Raw genomic sequence first — 6,000 nt, forward strand, 5'->3', positions numbered from 1 at the left:
TTAATTGCTCTTTTATTAATGATTAATCTACATTTTGGCATCTAGATATTTACCTCAACCTTGAATTGTTAGAGCTATTACCTTAAGCTTATCTTTATTGAACGTTCAATTAATAAAAATTATGCCTAAAGTTGGAATGGAACCTGTCAGGCGTCAGCAGCTAATTGACGCAACTATAGAATCTGTTGCGACGAATGGATTACAAGGAACGACTATAAACAGCATTAGTAAAAATGCAGGTTTATCGTCGGGTATTATTAGTCATTATTTTGGTGGTAAGCAGGGGTTGATTGAAGCCACTGTTCGATACTTACTAACAAGCTTAAAACAAGACTTGATAGGCAAAGTAAATCATCAAACAAATGCGACTGAACGTTTAATGTTTATTATCGAAGCCAACTTTGCGCTTGTACAACAGCGTAATGATACAACCCGAACGTGGTTAAGTTTTTGGGCGCAATCGATGCATGATGAAGAATTACACCGACTACAAAATGTAAACAGTAAACGCTTGCAAAGTAATTTAGCATTTTCTTTTAAACAATTAATGCCTATTGAGCAAGCAAATCAAGCTGCAGAACTTAGCGCCGCAATGATCGATGGCCTATGGTTAAGAGCAGTACTGAGTAAATCAGACAATAATCAGTTTAAACACTGTGAAAAGTTAGCAAAAAGCTATGTACTTTCACTTATCAAGCAATATGGAGCCTAGCGTGACTACACCTGTCTATCAAAATTTTATTAACGGCCATTTTCTTGCAAACCAGAACGGCAAAACATTTGATGTAACAAACCCAGCAACGGGCGAGGTTATTTACGCAGTAGAAATTGCCGACGAATTTATTCAAAACGCAGCCATTGAGAGTGCAAAGCAAGGTTTTGCTCAGTGGTCAGCAATGACACCCATTGAACGTAGCCGCATTTTATTAAAAGCAGTGGCTATTTTACGCGAGCGCAACGATGAACTAGCACTTGTAGAAGTACTCGACACCGGTAAACCAATGCAAGAAGCAAATTGTGTTGATATTGAAACTGGCGCTGATGTAATTGAATACTTTGCAGGTCTTGCGCCAGCACAAGTAGGCCAACAACAAATGGTTGGTGATGACTTTTACTACACACGCAAAGAACCATTAGGTATTTGTGCGGGTATTGGTGCATGGAACTACCCACTACAAATTGCATGTTGGAAGTCGGGCCCTGCTCTTGCTGCTGGGAATGCATTTATATTCAAACCATCTGAAGAAACACCACTTGGCGCAATTAAACTTGCAGAAGTATTTGTTGAAGCTGGCGTACCTGCAGGTGTGTTTAATGTTGTTCAAGGCGCGGGCGATGTAGGCCAGTGGCTAACGCAGCATAGCGATATTGATAAAGTATCGTTTACGGGTGAAGTAGGCACAGGTAAAAAAGTAGTAGCGAGTGCTGCCGGTACGTTAAAAGATGTCACGATGGAACTTGGTGGTAAATCTCCACTATTAGTATTTGATGATGCCAACATAGAGCAAGCGGTTAGCGCTGCTATGTTAGGTAACTTTTATACGCAAGGCGAAATTTGTACTAACTGTACACGTATTTACGTTCACAAAAATGTATATCAGCAGTTTATTGATGAGCTTAAAGCGCGCACTGAGAAAAACATTATTGCTGGCGACCCACAAGATTTAAATACTAACTTTGGCGCACTTATCTCTAAAAAGCATCAAGAACTAGTAATGAGCTACGTTAATAAAGGTATTGAAGAAGGCGCAACACTACTAACCGGTGGTACAACGCTTTCACCTGAATCTGCACCTAATGGATACTTTGTAGCACCAACTGTGTTTATTGATTGTAATGACGATATGACTATTGTTAAAGAAGAAATATTTGGTCCAGTAATGAGCGTGCTTGTTTTTGACGATGAAGACGATGTGATTGCACGCGCTAACGGTACACACCTAGGCTTAGCTGCTGGCGTATTTACGAGTGATATTAAACGTGCTCACCGCGTAATTCATAAGTTACAAGCCGGTATTTGTTGGATTAATGCATACGGTAACTCACCGGCTGAAATGCCAGTTGGCGGTTACAAGCAATCGGGTATTGGCCGTGAAAATGGTATACAAACGCTTGATCAATACACGCAAACTAAGTCTATTTATGTTGGTATGGCCGACATAGAAAGCCCATTTTAAGGCGCCCTACTATGAGTAATCATTACGACTATATTATTGTTGGCGCGGGTTCGGCGGGTTGTGTTTTAGCCAACCGTTTATCTGAAGATTCAAGTAACCGCGTGTTACTACTTGAAACTGGCGGTAGCGATAAAAGTATTTTTATAAAAATGCCAACCGCATTATCTATTCCTATGAATAGTGACAAATACGCATGGCAGTTTCATACGCAGCCTGAGCCTCATTTAGATAACCGTGAAATGCATTGTCCTCGAGGCAAAGTATTAGGCGGCTCGTCATCTATCAACGGCATGGTATACGTACGTGGCCACGCAAAAGATTTTGACGAATGGCAGCAACACGGTGCAAACGGCTGGGATTACCAATCGTGTTTACCGTATTTTCAAAAAGCAGAAAGCTTTTATCTTGGTGAAAATACTTACCGTGGTGGCAAAGGCCCGCTTGGCGTTAATAACGGCAACGAAATGAAAAACCCGCTTTACCGCACCTTTATCAAAGCAGGTGTACAAGCCGGTTACGCGTCTACAGATGATTATAATGCATCGCAGCAAGAGGGTTTTGGCCCAATGCACATGACCGTAAAAGACGGCGTGCGCAGCTCTGCTTCGCGTGAGTATTTAGACCCTGTTAAATCGCGTAGTAATTTAACGATTATTACAGGTGCACTAGCACAGCGCGTGATTTTAGATGGTAAAAAAGCCACAGGCATTGAATACAAAGTAAATGGCGACGTTAAAACTGCACATGCTGCAAAAGACGTTATATTAAGTGCAGGCCCTATCGGCTCTCCACATATTTTACAACTCTCTGGTATTGGTGATACTCAAGCGCTTGAAAAAGCAGGCGTTGAAGTACAGCATCATCTACCAGGTGTAGGTCAAAACTTACAAGATCATCTTGAGTTTTACTTTCAATACAAGTGTAAGCAACCTATCACGCTTAACGGCAAACTAGGCATTGTTTCAAAAGGGTTGATTGGTGCGCGCTGGTTATTAACGCGTTCGGGTTTAGGTGCAACGAATCATTTTGAATCGTGTGCGTTTATTCGCTCAAAACCTGGTGTTGAATGGCCAGATATTCAATATCACTTTTTACCAGCGGCTATGCGTTACGATGGTAGAAGTGCATTTGCAGGTCATGGTTTTCAGGTACATGTTGGTCATAACAAACCAAAAAGTCGCGGTAGTGTCACTATTGCTTCTGCGAACCCTGAGCAACCACCAACCATTTTATTTAATTACCTTGAACACCAAGACGATATTGAAGGCTTTAGAGCGTGCGTTCGCTTAACACGCGACATAATCGAACAAAGTGCCTTTGATGAATACCGCGATGAAGAAATTCAACCAGGTAAACATATTCAAACAGATGAAGAAATAGATGCCTTTGTACGCCAAGCCGTAGAAAGTGCCTACCACCCTTCTTGCTCATGCAAAATGGGTGAAGATGATATGGCCGTTGTTAATTCAAATACGCAAGTACATGGTATTGAAGGACTACGTGTTGTTGACTCATCTATATTCCCTACAGTTCCTAACGGAAACTTGAATGCGCCTACTATTATGGTTGCCGAAAAAGCAGCTGACATAATTTTAGGTAAAGAACCATTACAGAAATCGGATGTGAATGTTGCCATAACAACAAACTGGCAAGAAACACAACGTAGTACGGAGATCTAACTTTAGCCACATGCTTAGGTTTAGTCTCGTCGGGCTAAACCAATGCGTGCCTTGCAGTGGCACACGATGTAAATAGGTTACGTTGTGTTAATGCGAGAATAAAACAATAAAATACGGAGTGCTTATGAATTATTTTTATTCATTACTGGAGGGTAACAATGACTATTTGGCTTAATGCAGGCATCATTTTTACCTTACTTGCTATTATCACTATTTTAATAAAATGGGGTAATGTTCGCGTAGTAGGTGTAACACCAGTTCGAACCTTTACCTTTATAGCAATACTATTTACTTCTGGCCTAGATGTTGGCCTTATTATGTTTCCTTTAACTGAGTTTGCAGGTTATGCAGACATAAAAGCAAGCCCAGAATACGCGTTTGCAAATCCACTGGCTATTGAGTTTGGCTACTGGGGATTTTTGATCTGGGGATTTTACTTTCTTACGTGCTTTTATTTCTGTGTAATAGAACCTAAAGTGAAATTTTTCGAAATTCCTTGGGTTAAATTTATCAATAACGTTGTAATTATTGGTACATGTGCATTTACCGCTTATTTACTGCTTACAAACCTACCATGGTATTTACCCGAATTAGGCGATGGAACAAGTATAGTTTCTGAGTTTTACTTAATTGTGTTTGCTGCTATCTGTTTTGCTGTGTACTCAAGTACTGACATTAAATATGTACGTATTTTAAGTATTTCTACTACGTGGTTATTCTTAGCTTTAATCGCCTTTATGTGGACTGGCGCATTTGTAATAGGTGATAGTCAAATGTCAGCATTTACAGATAACTTAGGTTCTATTGGTACTTACTTTGCAAACATTAATGAATTTGTTTTACCGCTTAATGATTACCATGAGTTTTACTTATTCTGGTGGTTTGCGTGGAGCATAATGATTGGTCAATTTACATCACGCTTTGTTGGTGGACTTAAAACATACCAAGTATTAGGTGCAATGTTGATTTTCCCTTCTATTCCTATTGCGATTTGGTTTAGCGTACTTTATCACTACCATGAAGCGGGCATCCCAACTCAAGGTATTAAAAACTTCGCTATGGTATTTGTAGGTATTGTATTTGTAATTAACTCACTTGATTCGTTAGTGCGTTTATATACAGATAACCTAAACTTTACCGTAAAGCGTTTTGGCAAAATGAAATACATAATCGGAAATGTTGTTGGTCTATCATTACTTACACTATTGTTTAAATTAGAATTTTTACAAATTCAGTGGGTAGGCGCATTAGTTATCGGCTTGTTCTTTATCTGTGCAGCCTTTATTGGTTACAGTAAATTTAAAACAGTAACGAATATAGATAGCTCACCAAAAGCAAACGCAATTGATTACACAAAAATAGACACAGTACAATAGGGATTAATAATGAATAACAAACTAAAACAACTTGTAGTAGCACTACCATTTGCACTTTTATCAACAACTGCAGCAGCTGATTGGTCAACAACAATCACTGCAGCGTCTGACTACACTTTTAATGGTGTAACACAGACCGATAGCGACCCTGCAATTCAAGGCAGCTTAGATTATGCCTTTGATAGTGGTGTTTACGCTGGTGTTTGGGCCTCAAACGTAGATTTTGGTGACGACACTGATTTTGAGCTTGATGCTTACTTAGGTAAATATGTACAACTTGATGAGCAATTCAGCGTTGATTACGGTATCGCTTATTACACTTATCAAGGTAATAACAGTGACGGTAACTACGCTGAAGCTTACACTAAGTTTGGTTATGCAAGTGAATACGGCCAAACTGAGCTTAACTTTTGGTATAGCTGGGATTACTTTGGAACAGGTGCGGGTCATGTAATTTCAATGGTTGCTCACACTTATGAACTAGCTCCAAATCACGCACTACGTGCAAGTTTTGATATTTCAAACTCACTTGATGGTGAAAAGTGGGCTTGGGATACAAACCAGAAAAAATCGTACAAGCACTACCGCCTAGCTTATCAAACAAGCTACGAAGGTTTTGGTATTGAAGTGGCTGCTGAAAACACTAGCTTAGATTACGATTATGCTGATGAGCGTATTGTACTTGCTGTTTCACGCACATTTGATCTTTAATACATTAATTACTGATTAAACAAAAAATGCCACTCTATTTAGAGTGGCATTTTTATT

The 6,000-nt window shown here is 39.5% G+C and carries 5 protein-coding genes; all 5 read left to right on the plus strand.

What is annotated here, in order from left to right; genetic code table 11:
- The first annotated feature begins 136 nt into the window (after positions 1-136).
- The 5 genes from betI (at position 137) to H5090_RS02400 (ending at position 5,943) form a co-directional block, all read left to right on the plus strand.
- Positions 137-712: a transcriptional regulator BetI gene (gene betI / locus H5090_RS02380; RefSeq protein ID WP_024603276.1), complete on the plus strand. Its 576-nt coding sequence runs from the start codon at positions 137-139 to the stop codon at positions 710-712.
- Between the two features lies 1 nt (position 713).
- Positions 714-2,177: a betaine-aldehyde dehydrogenase gene (gene betB / locus H5090_RS02385; RefSeq protein ID WP_182694931.1), complete on the plus strand. Its 1,464-nt coding sequence runs from the start codon at positions 714-716 to the stop codon at positions 2,175-2,177.
- An 11-nt stretch (positions 2,178-2,188) separates the two neighbouring features.
- Positions 2,189-3,856 (plus strand): choline dehydrogenase, encoded by a 1,668-nt coding sequence (gene betA, locus H5090_RS02390; RefSeq protein WP_002958620.1) that lies wholly within the window; start codon positions 2,189-2,191, stop codon positions 3,854-3,856.
- Positions 3,857-4,014: 158 nt separating this feature from the next.
- Positions 4,015-5,232, plus strand: a complete 1,218-nt coding sequence (locus H5090_RS02395; RefSeq protein WP_182694932.1) for a BCCT family transporter — start codon at positions 4,015-4,017, stop codon at positions 5,230-5,232.
- 9 nt (positions 5,233-5,241) lie between these two features.
- Positions 5,242-5,943 carry a TorF family putative porin gene (locus H5090_RS02400; RefSeq protein ID WP_024603578.1) on the plus strand — a complete coding sequence of 234 codons (702 nt, stop codon included), beginning with the start codon at positions 5,242-5,244 and terminating at the stop codon, positions 5,941-5,943.
- The last annotated feature ends 57 nt before the right edge of the window (positions 5,944-6,000 follow it).

Source organism: Pseudoalteromonas sp. SR43-5 (assembly GCF_014163835.1).
Classification (GTDB): domain Bacteria; phylum Pseudomonadota; class Gammaproteobacteria; order Enterobacterales; family Alteromonadaceae; genus Pseudoalteromonas; species Pseudoalteromonas distincta.

Bases quoted from the DNA above. Each gene is read 5' to 3' on its own strand.
- betI (WP_024603276.1), top strand. From the start codon at position 137: ATGGAACCTGTCAGGCGTCAGCAGCTAATTGACGCAACTATAGAATCT.
- betA (WP_002958620.1), top strand. From the start codon at position 2,189: ATGAGTAATCATTACGACTATATTATTGTTGGCGCGGGTTCGGCGGGT.
- H5090_RS02395 (WP_182694932.1), top strand. From the start codon at position 4,015: ATGACTATTTGGCTTAATGCAGGCATCATTTTTACCTTACTTGCTATT.
- H5090_RS02400 (WP_024603578.1), top strand. From the start codon at position 5,242: ATGAATAACAAACTAAAACAACTTGTAGTAGCACTACCATTTGCACTT.